Annotated in this window: 10 protein-coding genes; 3 read left to right on the top strand and 7 right to left on the bottom strand. The window is 55.9% G+C overall.

Features of this window, described 5'->3' with window-relative positions:
* The first annotated feature begins 150 nt into the window (after positions 1 to 150).
* A complete protein-coding gene (locus F5984_RS13865) occupies positions 151 to 474 on the top strand; it encodes a MerR family transcriptional regulator (protein WP_152124851.1) in 324 nt (107 codons plus the stop codon).
* 24 nt (positions 475 to 498) lie between these two features.
* On the opposite strand, the gene F5984_RS13860 is transcribed toward F5984_RS13865, so the two are convergent.
* Complete coding sequence (locus F5984_RS13860) at positions 499 to 1,329, bottom strand: 5'-methylthioadenosine/adenosylhomocysteine nucleosidase (RefSeq protein ID WP_152124850.1); 831 nt, start codon at positions 1,327 to 1,329, stop codon at positions 499 to 501.
* A 64-nt stretch (positions 1,330 to 1,393) separates the two neighbouring features.
* Complete coding sequence (locus tag F5984_RS13855) at positions 1,394 to 2,524, bottom strand: tetratricopeptide repeat protein (RefSeq protein ID WP_152124849.1); 1,131 nt, start codon at positions 2,522 to 2,524, stop codon at positions 1,394 to 1,396.
* A gap of 15 nt (positions 2,525 to 2,539) precedes the next feature.
* Here F5984_RS13855 and F5984_RS13850 point away from each other — a divergent pair, with 15 nt between their 5' ends.
* Positions 2,540 to 2,788, top strand: coding sequence for a hypothetical protein (locus F5984_RS13850; protein ID WP_152124848.1), 249 nt, complete (start codon positions 2,540 to 2,542; stop codon positions 2,786 to 2,788).
* On the opposite strand, the gene F5984_RS13845 is transcribed toward F5984_RS13850, so the two are convergent.
* From F5984_RS13845 to F5984_RS13825, 5 genes are all read right to left on the bottom strand, one after another.
* Positions 2,785 to 3,699 carry a sugar phosphate isomerase/epimerase family protein gene (locus F5984_RS13845; protein ID WP_152124847.1) on the bottom strand — a complete coding sequence of 305 codons (915 nt, stop codon included), beginning with the start codon at positions 3,697 to 3,699 and terminating at the stop codon, positions 2,785 to 2,787. The two genes, F5984_RS13850 and F5984_RS13845, sit on opposite strands and share 4 nt — an antisense overlap.
* 62 nt (positions 3,700 to 3,761) lie before the next feature.
* A complete protein-coding gene (locus F5984_RS13840; protein WP_152124846.1) occupies positions 3,762 to 8,465 on the bottom strand; it encodes a PAS domain S-box protein in 4,704 nt (1,567 codons plus the stop codon).
* A gap of 199 nt (positions 8,466 to 8,664) precedes the next feature.
* Positions 8,665 to 9,438: a deoxyribose-phosphate aldolase gene (gene deoC / locus F5984_RS13835; RefSeq protein ID WP_152124845.1), complete on the bottom strand. Its 774-nt coding sequence runs from the start codon at positions 9,436 to 9,438 to the stop codon at positions 8,665 to 8,667.
* Positions 9,439 to 9,537: 99 nt separating this feature from the next.
* Entirely contained in the window at positions 9,538 to 10,311 is a 774-nt protein-coding gene (locus tag F5984_RS13830; protein WP_152124844.1) for a LytR/AlgR family response regulator transcription factor, read from the bottom strand.
* 112 nt (positions 10,312 to 10,423) lie between these two features.
* Complete coding sequence (locus F5984_RS13825; protein WP_152124843.1) at positions 10,424 to 11,497, bottom strand: sensor histidine kinase; 1,074 nt, start codon at positions 11,495 to 11,497, stop codon at positions 10,424 to 10,426.
* 331 nt (positions 11,498 to 11,828) lie between these two features.
* Here F5984_RS13825 and F5984_RS13820 point away from each other — a divergent pair, with 331 nt between their 5' ends.
* The gene (locus F5984_RS13820; RefSeq protein WP_152124842.1) at positions 11,829 to 14,453 is read left to right on the top strand and encodes an outer membrane beta-barrel family protein; all 2,625 of its coding nucleotides are present in this window, start codon (positions 11,829 to 11,831) and stop codon (positions 14,451 to 14,453) included.
* Positions 14,454 to 14,639 lie beyond the last annotated feature (186 nt).

Below are 14,639 nucleotides of genomic sequence, written 5' to 3'. Positions count from 1 at the left end.
TCTTGTTGTTGTAATTCGGCAAATTTACGGTAAAAATGGGGGATAGGAACGCGGATTTAACGGATGTAGCCCATTTGCCCGGATTTTTAGGTAAAAAGTTAAAAATCACGTTCGTGTTGCTCCATCGCTCCATGTTCCATCCATTTCGTCATGCAAACCCCTAGGAAACTCTATTACACCATCAAAGAAGTGGCCGAACGGTTTGGGGTAAAAACCTCCAAACTGCGTTTTTATGAACAGGAGTTTCCGTCCCTGAAACCCAAAAAGAACAGTGCCGGCGACCGTGTTTATACGCAGGAAGATATCGACCATCTTGGCGAAATCTTCGAACTGGTCGAGGGGAAAGGGCTTAAGCTACCTGCCGCCCGCGCGTTTCTCAAACAGAAAAATAGTCGGCTCGACGAGACCCGTCAGCACATTCAGAAACTCGAAAATCTAAAGGCGTTTCTGATTCAGATGCGGGATGAGCTGTGATAGGTTTGGCGGAACCAGCCTGTACTATAAACCTTTCACAAGCGCCAAAACCAGATTGGCTGAGTTGCGGGCGGCCGTGGGGTAAAACGCCCGAATGTCGAGATGCGCTTCCGCATCGGCCCGGTCGCTCAGGCTCCGAATGACCAGCAGCGGAGTTTTTAGCTGGTAGCAGACCTGCGCCACGGCGGCCCCTTCCATTTCGGTGGCATCGGCATTATGATCAGCACGGAGCTGTTTCACCTTTGCAGCCGACGACACAAACTGATCGCCCGTGACAACGGTGCCCACCAACACCCGCACCGGGCGCGTTGATACCTGCCCGTTGGCGAGCGGAATACCCTCAAACTTTACCTTATCGGCTACCTTGATGGCGCGTTGCATCAGGCCCGAATCGGCCGGAAAGTAGCGCGGGTTCAGCACCTTCGTGAGCGGGTTCAGTGTTTGTGTGGTTGGGGTAGCCAATTGGTTCAGCGAGTTGAAATCGTGGTGGGCGGTTTGCCCCGCAATCACAATGTCGCCGGGTTGGAGATCGGGGTTGGTTCCACCCGCAATGCCCGTGAAAATGACGCGTGCTGGTTTGAAATAATGCAGCAGTAGGGTAGTTGTCATTGCCGCGTTGACCTTACCAATACCTGTTTCGGCCACCACCACGTTCTGGTTCCCAATACGACCCGTAGTGAATTCAATACCACTGAGACTCATGGACTGAGGGTTACTCAGGTTTTGTTTGACCAAAGCTACCTCTGCCCCGAAGGCCCCCAGTAGCGCGGTAACGGGTTGCTGGGTATTGGGCTGGCCGTAGGCGGTCTGGGTAAGCATAAACAAAGCAATCAGGAGCGTTTTGAAAAGCTGCATTGATCTAAAATAAAAGTAAGGAGGTGCAAAATTCGCCATTATAATCGGTAGCAGACACGGTGTTTCACCGACATTGTTTATCGGCTTCCTGCCGGGCCTGCTCATCGCCAGCCGAGCGCCCGCGGGCCCAGGCCTCGCAGGCTTTGGCCCGGTTGCCGGTGAGCAGATAGGCCCGGCCCAGATACGTGTATAGGCCATCGACGGAGGCATCGAGTCGCTCGGCCTGTTGCAGGGCGGGCAGAGCCTCGGCCGGGTTGTTTTTGTCCAGATGGTAAAGGCCCAGATTGCGGTGTGCCCACGCATTCTGATCGTCGCGTCGAATCGACTCCTGGAGTAGGGGCAGGGCTTCGTCGGGGCGCTTCAGCATCAGTAGCAGGTAGGCTTTATTGTTGAGGTAATACGGCTGACCGGTTTGGGCTGTCAGAGCCCGCTCCACCAGCGTCAGGGCCTCGGTGTACCGCCCCTCGCGGGCCAGCAACAGGCTTTGGTTGTTCAGGGCCTCGGGTTGGTTGGGGTTTAGTTTGAGGGCTGCCGTGAGGTCGGCTTTGGCGGCTTCGTATTGTTTCTGATTGAAGAACAGAGCCCCTCGATTGGTGAGGGCTTCGGTGTTGCGTGGGTCGAGCTGAATGGCCCGGTCGTAGGCGGCCTGCGCCATCGAGAGGTTGTTGAGTCGCGTATACGTATCGCCCAGGCGGGTCTGGAAAAAAGTAGAGTCGCGGTACGTTTTTTCAATCCGTTGGAGGTCGGTCAGGCTGCCGTTGGGGTCGCCGGTTTCGAGCCGCACCTCCGCCCGGTTAAAATAGGCGGCTTCGAACTGGGGGTCGGTTTCAATCGCTTTGGTGTAATCGGCAAGGGCCCCTTCGCGGTCGCCATTACGGAACCGGGCCAGCCCCCGGTTGCTGTAGGCATCAGCAAAATCGTCTTTTTTCTCAATCGCTTCGGTATAAAACCGAATAGCCTCGCGGTACTCGCGTTTCTGCAATTGCACGTTGCCCCGCAGAAAGAACTGAGCGGCTTCGTCGGTTTTATCGGCGCAGGAAACCGTCAACAGCCCGAGAGCAAACAGAAGAATAAGTGCTTGCAGCGAAGAAACATACTTTTTTGGCCTGAATAGGCCGGGTTGGCGGTGGTTTACTACATTTGCCCGCTCGGCAGCTGGCGTAACGTGAGCCGGTTGCCCTGTTTCATTTTCCATTTTCCCTGTTTTCGTATGCGTTATCTCAACGACATTCCGCACCCGCATTTTCGGATCGGGCTGTATGCCTGGAACAACAAGTATATCCTTAAAATTGAAGTAGGTCTGCTTGAGCAGACCTACAAAATTAGTGAAACCGACGTGCTCGACCCCGAACAACTGCCAAATTTGGTCGATGAGGCTTTTCTGGAAACCGTAGCCCGGCGGTTTGCCGAGATGGACGCCGACTGGCGGGCCACCGCCGAACGGCACGAGTTTGATTAAAGCACCAGAAACTGGCTCAGGTAATTACGGGCTGTGAGAATAGCCGTGCGAACGTCTTCAGGGCTGCCTTCGTAGGCTTTATCTTCGACTTCGATGCAGATCGGGCCCCGGTACCGCACATCGGTGAGGGCCGCGAAAAAGTCGCGCCAGCGTACGTCGCCCAGGCCGGGGAGCTTGGGTGAGTGGTACTCCAGCGGGTTTGCCATGATACCAACCCGATCCAGCTTGTCGCGGTAGAGTTTTACGTCTTTCAGGTGGATATGGTGGAGCCGGTCGCGGTACTGGTAGATGGGTTTTACTTCGTCCATCATCTGCCAGATCATGTGGCTGGGGTCGTAGTTGAGGCCCAGCGCCCGCGACGGGATAATCTCAAACATGCGATCCCAGATGGCGGGGGTGGTGGCAAGGTTTTTACCGCCCGGCCACTCATCGTCGGTAAACCACATCGGGCAGTTTTCAATCCCGATTTTCACGTTGTTCTCTTCTGCCACCTTTACAATGGCGGGCCAGTGTTCGGCGTACAGCTTCAGGTTGTCGGTAATGCTGAGCGAGGGGTTACGCCCAATGAACGTGTTGACCACCGGAATACCCAGCTGGGCAGCCGCCCGGATTACCTGTTTGATATGTTCGCGGTAAAATTCGGCCTGTTCGGGGTTGGGATCGAGGGGGTTGGGGTAATAACCGAGGCCCGAAATCGACACGCCGTATTGACCGGTCAGGTGATGTACCAGACCCGGATTGAGGTTATTGACGTCGATATGCGTCACGCCCGCGTAGCGTCGGGCATCGGCGTTGCCGGTGGGCCAGCACATCACTTCAACACACTTAAACTGGTGTTCGGAGGCAAATTTCAGTACGTTGTTCAGATCGTAATCGGGCAGAATCGCTGAAACAAAGCCAAGGTGGAGCATAGTACAGGAGATAGGAGTGAGTAAATAGGAGTGAGTAGGTCTGCCTGCCCACTCCGGGGCACTTAATTCGGCAAATATAGGGTAAATGTAGCACCCTCGCCGGGTTGGCTGGTAGCCGTAATGGCACCACCGTGATTGATGGCGACTTTTTCGCAGATGGCCAGCCCGATACCTGTGCCAGCAAAGGTGCTCTTGCCGTGCAGACGTTGGAATACCTGAAAAATACGGTCGAGGTATTTCTGGTCGAAACCGATACCATTGTCCGATACATCTACTCGGTAATACGCGTCGGCGGCCCGTGCTGGTTTAATGCCCGGCGGCAAATCGGTGGTCTGTACAACCTGGCTAGTCACCGTGATGCGAGGGGGTAAAAAATGGCCATCCACGTCGGTCTGCCGGAATTTGAGCGCATTACTCAACAGGTTCATAAACAGTTGGCCAAGCTGCGAGCGGTCGCCCAATACGGTTGGGAGTGGGTCGAGCGTGATTTCGGCGCCGGTTTCTTCAATGACCATATCGAGGTCGCTCAACACCGTTTTTACAATCTCCGTGAGCGATACCGGCCCCGAAATATCCTGCCGGGTCGAGATGCGGGAATACGTGAGCAGGTCGTTAATCAGAATTGACATTCGGCCCGCAGCGGTCCGCATTCGGTTGAGGTGTTCAACACCCTCGCCAAGTGCTTTGCCATGATAGGTCTGGAGTAAATCGCCAAACGACTGAATTTTGCGCAGGGGTTCCTGCAAATCGTGCGAGGCCACGTACGCAAATTGTTGCAGATTCTGATTGGAGCGTTCGAGGTCCTGAATAAGGGCTTTGAGCTGTTGCGTACGTTCCTCTACCTGTTGTTCGAGGGCCATTTGCGTCTGCCGCTGTTCAGTAACATCCTGGGCGGTGCCGGTCATCCGAACGGGGCGGCCGGTTTTGTCGAAATACGTTTTTCCCACAGCTCGCACCTGCCGTTGCTGACCGGTTTTGTAGTGGATGACCGTGAACTCAACATCGATAGCACCGCCCGTATCCGGCCGAAGCGCGCGGGCAATCGCCTGTTCTATCCGCTCCTGGTCGGCCGGGGCAATGGGATTGTAACCTGTATTGTGCACCGTTTCGTTGCCTTCAAAACCGAACCAGGCCCAAAGCCGCTCGGAGTAGGTCATGTGGCGGGTGCCAGCTTCCCAGTTCACGTCCATGTTCCAGGTAGCCAGTTCGGCGAGTTCGATGGCCCCGCGGAGTGAGGCTTCGGCTTCTTCGACCCGCTGTTTGGCCACCGCCAGATCGGTTACGTCAGCGGCTGTGCTCATGACACCGTACACCTGCCCGTTGGCATCGAACAAGGGGGTGAAATTGTAATTATAGTACGTGACTTTGGGTGTGCCCTGGTTATGTAAAACAAGCCGGCTATTTTGGGCGTGGTAGGAGATACCCGTAGTGAACACCTGGTCGAGCTGTTCGAATATCTGCTGGCCTTGCAGTTCGGGGAGTACGTCGGCGTAGCGTTTGCCGATCACGTCGTTGCCTTTGCCCCAGGCATCGATAATCGACTGGTTGGCCAGCTGAATCCGCATATCCCGCCCCACGTACACCCCAATTGGGAAGGGCGCGCTGTTGACCAGGCTGCGCAGATTCTGTTCGCTTTGCTCGATGGCCTGCCGGGCCTGAAGCTGGGGTGTCACATCCTGAATGATACCGTTGATGGTTACCGGAACCCCGTCGACAAAGGTCACCTCTCCAATGCTCCGCAGGTGCCGTACAGGTTGGTCCGCTTCTTCGGCCAGGCGGTACGTAATGTCATGGTGGCTGTCAGCCTCTGACCGCAGCGAATCCGTGATAACCTGCTCCACACGAGGCCAATCGCCGGGGTGTATTTTCTGGTAAATCAGGCTCATGGGGTTCGAAGCCGTTTCGAGATTCATCCAGTCGCGGATATTCTCGGAGAAATGGCCCGTTGCTGAAGCCAGATCAATTCGGTACGTACCCATGTGCGCCATTTCGAGCGCATTCTGGAGGTAGGCTTTCTGTTGGGTCAGCTCCTGCTGAATCTGTACCTGTCCGGTCACGTCGACGGCAATGTCCAGAATGGCGTACACCTCACCGGCTTCGTCGAAGAGTGGTGTGTAGGTGATGTTGTAATAGTTGTGGGTTAGCTGGCCGTTCTGAACAATTTTTACGAGCGAATCGTAACTCTTAAACTGCTTTCCGGTGGTTCGTACGCCCTCCAAAATATTCAGGAACGGTTGGTTTTCCGTGACCAGTTCGGGCATGACCTCCCGCAGGGGTTTGCCCACAATGTCGGGTCCTTTGCCCACAATGTCGATAAAGGCCTGATTGGGCAACTCCACCACCAGATCGGGCCCTCTGAACACCCCAATGGCTACCGGAGCGGCCGCAATGAGCGACTGTAGCCGGGCCTCGCTGGCGCGCAGAGCCTGTTCGGCCAGTTTGTTTTCGGTAATGTCGACGCACGAGCTGATGTAGCCCGCAAACGAGCCATCGGGCCTGAACCGAACTGGCCCCTTGGCCAGCAGCCACCGGAAATCGCCCGCTTTGGTACGTAACCGAAACTCTCCGCTGAACGGCTCCCGCTTCCGAAAAGCGCTCAGATACGTGTTCAGATACCCTTCCCGATCCTCGGGGTGAACCAGATCAGCCCAGCCGTAGTCGAGCAGATCGTCCATCGACCGACCGGTGAGGTCAACCCAGGCTTTGTTGAAATACGTGGCCCGGCCCGTTTCGTCGGCAACGGCAATAAGCACTTCACTGCCTTCGGCCATGGTCTGGAAACGGGCTTCGGTTTCGCGCCGAATCTGATCCGCGCGTTGCTGCTCGGTTATGTCCTGAAGGGTACCGTTGATGCGGTATGCGCGCCCGTCGGGACTAAACTGGGCCTTGCCTTTGGCACGGACCACGCGTTGCTGACCGGTAAGCCGATGGGTGATGGTATACTCCGTTTCGTATTTGCCCGAGGAGCCCGGTTGTACAGCCGCATTGAGTGACTCAAATACCCGCTCCCGGTCAGTCTCGGCAATAATGTCGGACAAGGTCATGACATTGAGCGGGGCATCGGCCGGAACACCAAACCAGTCGCCGAGTCGGGAGTTGATCCGCAGCGAGTTTGTGACTGGGTTCAGATCCCAGATACCCAGTTCGGCGGCTTCGATGGCAAAAGCCAGCTCCTCGCTGCTCTGGTGCGCTTTCTGGCGGGTAATCATTTCGGCCGTGCTGTCACGGAACGAGTACACCACGCCATCGTCAAGTTTCACGGTCACGGTATCGTACCACCGTTCGGTTTGTTCCCCCACAAAATGGCGGATCTGTTCAATCGTTTGCCCGGTTTCGACCACCTGCACAAAATCGGCAAACAACCCGGCTTCGCGGTAGGCGGGGTAGACGTCCGAAAATCGGCGACCGACCAGATCGGCCCGGTTGAAACTCTCTGCGGCCAATCGGTTGGCGAGCCGGTGCTCAAAATCGATGATGGTGCCGTTGCTGTCCCGAACGCAGTGAAGCACGCTGATACCGGCAATGGCCCCGTCGAAAACCGCCCGGAGCAGGTCGGCCATTTCCCCCTGTTGTTGCTCAATGGCGCGCCGGGCGGTGATATTCGCGCTAACAGTAGCCACCCCGGAGATTTCTTCAGTGAATGGGTTCTGAATGGTAAAGGCGTTCCAGCCTAGCCAGAAAGGCTCTCCGCTTTGGGCATTCACGCAGCGAATATCCTGCGAGAACCGCCCGTTGGTTTCGAGTTCGGCTAGTTTCTGGAGAGCCAGCTCCCGGTCGTCGGGGTGAATACTGTCGAGAATTGCGTTGCCCTCTGCGCTTTCCCAACCCAGCATTTCCCGACCAGCGGGGTTGAGGTACTGAATGGTCCCGTCGAGCGAGGCAAGACCAATAAACTCGTGGCTGGCTTCAATGAGGGCCACAAGGTTGTTCTTCTCCGCTTCGGCCAGTTTCTGATCGTGTACGTCGACTACCGAACCCAGCATACCCCGGTACTCGCCGTTGGGCCCGAATTGAGGGGTTCCGCTGTCGACAGCCCATCGGTAGCGCCCGTCTTTCTGACGGAGTCGGTACAGGGCAGAAAACGGTTTGTGCTCTTTGTTAGCCTCGATAAATACCTCACCAGCCTGCTGCGCATCGTCGGGGTGGGTGGCATCGAGCCAGCCAAATCCAAGGGCTTCTGGCTCGGTTTGTCCGGTTATGTCGAACCAACGTCTATTGATATACGTGCAGTAGCCATCGGGTCGGGTTTGCCAGATAATGGCCGGCACCGAGTCGGTGAGTTGTTGGAAATGAGTTTCGCGCGAAGGGGCCTCGTCGGCAAGGTGGGGCGTCGGAGTCGTGTCGGAGAGGGTAATCAGTACCCCACCGACACCGGTCTCGTCAAAAACGGGTGCAAAGCTGAAGAGTGAATGCCTAAGGTCCGGCTCTACGGGTGCCCCCGTGGCCATTATCTGCTCAATGAACGGGCAAACCGTTTCCCAGGCAGAGCCCAGCAGGGTTTCGGCCTGTTGCCCAATGGCCAGGCGGTTCGGAAATAAGCGTTGTTGGAAGGCGTCATTGTGAAAACAGAGTAACGACGGCCCCCAGCACAAAGCCATCGGGGTGGGCGTGTGCAACACCATACCTATGGCGGTACGAAGACTCTGCGCCCACCGCTCGGCCGGGCCCAGGGCGGTGTTTACCCAGGAGTACGCACGAATTGCTTCGCCAGATTGGCCACCTCCCTGCCAGAAAGCGTAAGTAGGTTTTGCTGACGTTAACGACATAGAAGCAGATGGAATGGATGAAACGAAGCAGTGGGATAGTGGGTAAAGCCATCAGGTACCCCCGCTGGGGGCACCTGATGAGATCAAATATACAATGGGCTGCCCTTGTTTTAGGTAGGTACCGGCTTTTCTATACTCAGTGGTCTGCTGAAGTGTACAGCCTCTTGTAGAACGAGGACAAGATAACCCCAACGGCCGGTTAATAGCCCCGGTCGTCGGGGAGGGGCAATGGAGTGCCCGGGGCGTCAGTAGTCCGGCCAAACCGCCGGTAGGCTTCTTCCAGAATGCTGACGGTGGAGCTCGTGCCAATGCGCCCAACGCCCAGTGTCCGGGCTTCGAGCAGTTCGTCGAGGGTGCGGATGCCCCCCGATGCTTTGACACCTACCCCCGACCCTACGTGGGCGAGCATAAGCCGCAGGTGCGGTAGCGTAGCCCCTTTGTAACTGTAGCGGCCGTCCGGGCCCTTCACAAACCCAAACCCGGTAGAGGTTTTAACGTAGCCGACCCCGACGGTGGTGCAGATTTCGCATAGTCGGGTGATGAACCGGTCTTCGGGCAGGTAGTCGGTTTCGAAAATGACCTTGAGCAAGGCATTGTGCTCGCGGCAGACCTGCTGCACGGCGGCAATTTCGGCCTGAACATACGCCCAGTCGTCGGCCAGAACCTTGCCGATATTCACGACCATATCAATCTCCTCGGCTCCGTTCTGGCAGGCGTCTATCGTTTCGGCTACTTTGATGGCCGTAGAGTGGCTCCCCGACGGAAAACCAATCACCGTGCCAACCCGAACGTCGCTGCCCCGTAATTCGTCGACGGCGAGCGGAATAGCATAGGGTTTTATACAAACCGAAGCCACATTATACTGGCGGGCTGTTTGGCAGCCATCCCGCATTTCGGCATCGGTCAGGGTAGGGTGCAACAGGGCGTGGTCGATCATTTTGGCGACCTCGTGAATAAGCAAATGGGTTTCCATACGGCAGAACCGACACCGTCCGGTAAAAAGAAGTAGGTCAGGTCGGGAGACAAAAGTAAGCACCCCGGCTACCAATCGCTAACCCCACCGGGCCGGGGCCTACACCCACTTAGCCAGAAACTGGTTGAAAGGTTCTTTGTACTGATCGCTGACCGGAATCTGGATCTGACCGATCTGTATGCTGTTGCGGGTAACGGCCGTAATCTGATTCAGGGCCACAATAAACGAGCGGTGTACCCGCATAAATCGCTGGGGAGGTAACTTTTCTTCCAGTGCCTTGAGGCTGGTGAGCGAGAGCAACGGCTTGTTGGGGCTGCTTCGGAGGTGAACCTTGATGTAATCTTTAAGCCCCTCGATGTAGAGAATGTCGTCGAACGCGACCCGAACGAGCTGGTACTCGACTTTCAGAAATAGATATTCTTTTTCGGGTTCGGGTAGAGGAGCGGGAATTGCCGGGGTAATCGTTTCGGGCAAAACCGCCACGGGCCGACGAATAAGTCCGTAGTACGACTGTGCCTTGAGGGCTGCCCGCAAAAACTCCTCATAATTAAACGGCTTGAGGAGGTAGTCGAGTGCATCGACCCGGTAGCCTTCCAGGGCGTACTGATTGTAGGCCGTGGTGAAAATGACACGGGGCACCGGGCGTCCGCTCGCACCGGGGTCGAGTACACGGGCCAGTTCAAGCCCGGTAAGGTCGGGCATCTGAATATCGAGAAACAGCAGATCGACCGGCTGTTCGTGCAGGCCGCGCAGGGCTTCAATGGCGTTGCTGTAACGGCCAGCCAGTTTCAGAAAAGGCGTTTGTTCGATAAAAGCACAAACCAGACCGAGGGCCAGCGGTTCGTCGTCGACGGCGATGCAGGTAAGAGTCATGATCGGATTCGTATTGGCGTTACAGGGCGTTAGGAAAACAAGCCCAAAATAACTCAATATTTTTCCTGATCGACGTACCGTTCATCCTTTTACTGCCCGTTGGTCCGTCAACTTATACTTTCAGCACCAGATCCACGACGTATTCCTGATGGTCGGCATCCAGATGGGTATCGAGGTGATACTGGTTGGGGTACAGCAAATCGAGCCGACGCCGGGTGTTGTTGAGACCAATGCCGCTGCCTGCTTCGAGCGATGCCGCCGGGTTCTTCTCGGGGAAAACCGTGTTGCGCACCTGCATCCGTAACTGGTGATCGGGCTGGGTAATGTCAATCTCGATCCGGCTGGGTAACAGGGCACTTACGCCGTGTTTAAACGCATTTTCGACAAACGGCAGCAGGAGCATAGTCGGGATAGAGGCATCGCGCAGGGGGGTAGGCTGCGTGAATCGCACCGTCACCTTATCGGTCAGGCGGAGCTGCATCAGCTCAATGTAATCCTGCACAAACGCGATTTCCTGGCTGATTTGCCCCGAACCGTTGGGGTTCTCATACAACACGTACCGCATCATGCGCGATAGCCGGTGGAGAGCTTCGCGGGCTTTGACCACGTCGATCAGCGTAAGGGCGTAAATGTTGTTGAGGGTATTGAAAAAGAAGTGCGGGTTGATCTGGGTTTTCAGGAATAACAGCTCCGAACTGATTTTGGCCTGTTCAAGATCCTGCCGGAGCTGGGCGTCGCGTTGCCACGTCCGAACCGCCGTAATGCTGGTGCTAATCCCTAAAATGAACAACGTGCTGAGCAGGGTGAACTGAAACCGCTTGCCCGACCGGACCGGGGGGGGCGTGGTCTCGTTGGGGTGGAAGGCCCGGTGGATAAGGCCGGGTAGGTCAAAGTAGCTTTCAAACGCCCAGATCGCTGCCAGAATAGCCATTATTACCACAGCCAGGGTCCCCATGTACAGGCCCGTGCGGTCGCGGAGGAGTAGCCTGGGAGTCAGAACTTCGGAATTTAGATAAAAGGCTCCGATAAGCAGCGAGCAGAGCAGCCCCTGTTTCACCCAGAACAAAACGGGCCAGTCGACATCCGTTGTCAGGGGCTGATAAAGCAGAAAAATGAAAACCAGCAGCCCCCAACCCAGAATATGGATCAGAACCGGAACATAGTGGCGCATGATTTTAGCTGACATCGGCGTATGAATAAACAAACGTTACGGGGCTGTATGTTGACTACTATTGACCGTAGAAGGGTGCAGACTATCAAAAGAGTGTAAACATACAATGGCTTTAGCATATGCGGTAGTGCCTAATAGATAGGGAGCGAAAATCCATCGACCATACGGCCGTTTTGTTCTCCCAACTGAGTTTGGGCAGGTATGCATACGGGAGCCGGAGAGCGCCAACCGTTCGTCGGCAAAAAGGGCGGTTCGGCCGATACATGCCTATTCCTTGTCTATTGTATTTTTTTATGAATTGGGGGGGCTGTTGGTTTGTGCCCATCATTCATTACACCCAATTCCGATGAACCGAATTAATCTACTCCTGCTTGGCGGGGTGTTGTTGCCCATACAGATTGCGTTTGCCCAGATGCCCGGTGGTTTTGGCGGCTTTGGGGGCTCCGGCAACGGCGACCGGCGCAACGCGTCGAACCCGACCGGCATGCCCGCCGGTGCGCCCGAACAGCCACAGCCCAAAGGCAATGGTAAAATAGGCGGTCTGCTGATGGACTCGACCACCAACAAGCCCGTTGAGTTTGCTACTGTGGCCCTCATCAGCCAGAAAACAGGCAAAGCCATTGACGGGACAACGGCCGACGATAAAGGGCGGTTTACCCTCACGAAAGTGGCCCCCGGCGATTATAACCTGCAAGCCACGTTTCTGGGCTTTCAGGAGAAGCTGATCCGCAACATCAAGGTGGAAAAGAACGCCGATATTCAGGTGGGCATCATTAAACTCTCGCCCGACGTACGGACGCTGTCGGAAGTAGAAGTGACCGGTCAGCGGAGTATTGTTGAAGAGAAAGTAGACCGGCTGGTGTACAATGCCGAGAAAGACGTAACCAGCAAAGGGGGCGATGCCGCCGATGTAATGCGCCGGGTGCCGATGCTCTCGGTTGATTTGGACGGAAACGTGTCGCTGCGCGGAAGCAGCAACGTACGGGTGCTCATCAACAACAAGCCTTCGACCATTGTAGCCGCGAGCGTCGCCGATGCCCTGAAGCAGATTCCGGCCGATATGATTAAGTCGGTGGAGGTGATTACTTCGCCCTCGGCCAAGTACGATGCCGAAGGTTCAGCCGGGATTATTAACATCATCACGAAGAAAAACACCTTGCAGGGCGCTACCCTGAATGTAGACGGGGGCGTGGGCAACCGGGGTACCAGCCTGGGCCTGAACGGCAACTACCGGACGGGTAAAATGGGCTTCTCGCTCTCGGGGCACGGCCGGGCCATGTACAACATCAAGGGGCAGTTTACCAACGAGCAGATGCGTGGTTCGCTCAAAACCATGCAGGAGGCCGACACCCGGAACAGCGGCCTGCACGGTTTTTATAACCTGGGCTGGGATTACGACATCAACTCGAAAAACGTCATTACAGCGGGCGTTCGGTACGGCACACGGAACCAATTGTCGACCCAGGATCTGTTCACCCGCACATCGGGGGGCACGCTCCCGGCCGATGTGACGTCGTTCCGGCACGTCGATATCAAGGATCTGTCGGGCACGGTCGACGTGAACGTGGACTACACGCGTACGCTAAGCAAGCCGCAGCAGGAACTGAGCGTTCTGACCCAGTTTAGCCGGAACAACCGGACCAACAACTTTATTTCTGATTTATTCAACGAGAACCGGGCCAACGTGATCGGGGGTACCCGCAACGACAACCAGAGCTTCAACCAGGAAAGTACCGTACAGGTCGATTATCAGTCGCCTATTCGGAAAAACCAGATGCTTGAACTGGGTGGTAAGGCTATTTTCCGCCAGGTAAACAGCGATTTCCGGTACCTGACTCTCCAGAACGGTTCATACACCGAGTTGCAGCCCGCCAACGCGCTCGACTACGATCAGAATGTAGTTGGCTCGTACCTGTCGTACACCTACCAGTCGAAATCGAAGTACACTCTGAAAGTAGGCGGTCGGTACGAGTACACCATGATCGACGCCCGTTTTCAGGCAGAGCAGTCGGCCTCGCCGATCAATATTCCGAACTACGGCAACTTTGTCCCCAGCATCAACCTGTCGAAGAACCTGGCCGGTGGCAAAACAATTAAACTGGCGTACAACCGGCGGTTGCAGCGCCCCGGTATTCAGTTCCTGAACCCGAACGTCAATGCGGCTAACCCGCAAAACATCACGGTGGGTAATCCCTACCTCTCGCCCGAACTGAGCGATAACCTCGAAGCCAGCCTGAGCGCCTACATCAAGTCGGTGTATCTGAACCTGACCGTATTTGGTCGGCAAACGAACAACTCGATTCAGAGCATCCGCACGGCCGATGAGCGGGGTGTAATCACCACCACCTTTGATAACATCGGTACGGAAAAAGCCACCGGTATCAACCTTTTCGGTAACGCGACGCTGTTCTCAAAGTGGCAGATTGGCGGTGGTTTCGATGCGTTCTATGTGTACCTCTCGAACAACAACAGCGGTACCATTATGGACCCAACGCTCCGGCAGAGCAACTCCGGTGTCGTATTCTCCGGCCGGATGTTTACCAACCTGCAAATCAAAAACGGCTGGGGTATTCAGGGCTTCGGTGGGATGCGGGGCAACCAGATCAACCTGCAGGGAACCACGGGGAGCTTCTATATGTACAGCCTCGGGGTTCGGAAAGATTTCCTGAACAAGAAGGGTAGCCTGGGTGTAGCCGCTGAAAACTTCCTGACCAACTCGATGAAGGTTCGGACGGCCGTCAGCACGCCCACATTCTCGCAGAACAGCCTCAACCAGATGTTTAACCGGGGTGTACGCATGACGTTCTCGTACAAGATCGGTAAAATGAGCTTTGAGCAGCAGCCCCGCCGGAAGCGGAAGTCCGTTAGCAACGACGACGTGAAAGGCGACGGCGGTGGCGGTAACGACGGCGGTGGTCAGCAGGCAGCTCCGGCGGCTCCGGCCGGTGGCGGCAATCGGCCCCGGCAGTAAAATGGTTTATCGTTTTTAGTTTCTGGTTTTTGGTAGCTGACACTACAGATTTTGGCGGAGAGTTGTCGACGCTGAAATCCACGTAAGCCTGACGAGTTGTGCCTGCCTGAAGTGAGCTCTCGATCCGAACCGATGCCGATGCAGGGGTGCGTTGGTCGGATGGTGAGTCTCGATTTTGGGTAGGTA

It is taken from the genome of Rudanella paleaurantiibacter (assembly GCF_009184635.1).
Taxonomy (GTDB): domain Bacteria; phylum Bacteroidota; class Bacteroidia; order Cytophagales; family Spirosomataceae; genus Rudanella; species Rudanella paleaurantiibacter.
This window is presented reverse-complemented; position numbering and strand designations above follow the sequence as displayed.

Excerpts from the sequence above, each read along its gene's own strand:
- F5984_RS13865 (WP_152124851.1), top strand. The coding sequence starts at position 151 with ATGCAAACCCCTAGGAAACTCTATTACACCATCAAAGAAGTGGCCGAA.
- F5984_RS13860 (WP_152124850.1), bottom strand. The coding sequence starts at position 1,329 with ATGCAGCTTTTCAAAACGCTCCTGATTGCTTTGTTTATGCTTACCCAG.
- F5984_RS13855 (WP_152124849.1), bottom strand. The coding sequence starts at position 2,524 with ATGGAAAATGAAACAGGGCAACCGGCTCACGTTACGCCAGCTGCCGAG.
- F5984_RS13850 (WP_152124848.1), top strand. The coding sequence starts at position 2,540 with ATGCGTTATCTCAACGACATTCCGCACCCGCATTTTCGGATCGGGCTG.
- F5984_RS13845 (WP_152124847.1), bottom strand. The coding sequence starts at position 3,699 with ATGCTCCACCTTGGCTTTGTTTCAGCGATTCTGCCCGATTACGATCTG.
- F5984_RS13840 (WP_152124846.1), bottom strand. The coding sequence starts at position 8,465 with ATGTCGTTAACGTCAGCAAAACCTACTTACGCTTTCTGGCAGGGAGGT.
- deoC (WP_152124845.1), bottom strand. The coding sequence starts at position 9,438 with ATGGAAACCCATTTGCTTATTCACGAGGTCGCCAAAATGATCGACCAC.
- F5984_RS13830 (WP_152124844.1), bottom strand. The coding sequence starts at position 10,311 with ATGACTCTTACCTGCATCGCCGTCGACGACGAACCGCTGGCCCTCGGT.
- F5984_RS13825 (WP_152124843.1), bottom strand. The coding sequence starts at position 11,497 with ATGTCAGCTAAAATCATGCGCCACTATGTTCCGGTTCTGATCCATATT.
- F5984_RS13820 (WP_152124842.1), top strand. The coding sequence starts at position 11,829 with ATGAACCGAATTAATCTACTCCTGCTTGGCGGGGTGTTGTTGCCCATA.